General features: G+C 44.3%; 1 protein-coding gene. It reads right to left on the bottom strand.

Annotated features, from left to right (window positions below; all coding sequences use genetic code 11):
• Positions 1-865 (bottom strand): IS1182 family transposase (locus JG50_RS0117230; RefSeq protein WP_235281737.1); only part of this gene is annotated, 865 nt, incomplete at its 3' end.
• Positions 866-872: the final 7 nt, after the last annotated feature.

Genomic DNA, 872 nt, shown 5'->3' with positions numbered 1-872 from the left:
ATCTCCGGTGAGCAATTACGGAAAAAATTTCCCTTTCCTTAAGTCCTTGACAAATGGGCATGGTGAGATAACCGGCATCCAAGGCAACTTCCTCGACACGGAATCCGAAACGGTTGATCTGACGATCCAATCGCTTGAGATAGGGGATCGAATCATGAACATTTCCAGGAGTCACATAAACATCCGTGACAAAATTGTACTTTCCGTCAACGGTTCGGTGGTCCAGGTAGAAGAACCCTTCGGGTTTCCCATCCCGGACCATATAACCACTGTCAGGATCTGTGGTGCTCACCCGGATTTCTTTTTCTTTCAGTTGGATTCGTTTTTTTTTAAACGGTTTTTTATCGTGTTGAATCCGATCTTCGTCGATGGCTTTTTCTAACTCATCCATATAGTCCTTAGGTGTTACAGTGACTTTCTGTTTCTTGAACTTGCTTTTGCTTGCATTCGCCTTTAAAAACGTAGAGTCTGTGAATAATTGCTTCCCATCAACAAACCCGTGGCCAATTGCCTGAAGTACGATTTCATCAAAGATTTCTTGGTAGATGGTGGACTGTTGAAATCGCCGGCGGCGATTTTGGCTAAAGGTGGAGTGATGGGGTACTGGATCAGTCAGGGAAAGTCCGACGAACCAACGGTAAGCGATATTCACACGGATTTCTTCAATGAGCCGCCTTTCCGATCGGATTCCGTACAGATAGCCAATGAGCAGCATTTTGAACAGCATGATAGGATCTATGCAGGGTCTGCCATTGTCTTCACAATAAAGCGGCCTGCATTTTTCGGCAATAAACGAAAAATCAATCGTTTCGTTGATTTTTCTAAGTAAATGATCTTGTGGGACCAGGTCTTCTATGTTGACCATCTCTGGA

The organism is Thermoactinomyces daqus, from assembly GCF_000763315.1.
GTDB lineage: Bacteria > Bacillota > Bacilli > Thermoactinomycetales > Thermoactinomycetaceae > Thermoactinomyces_A > Thermoactinomyces_A daqus.
This window is presented reverse-complemented; position numbering and strand designations above follow the sequence as displayed.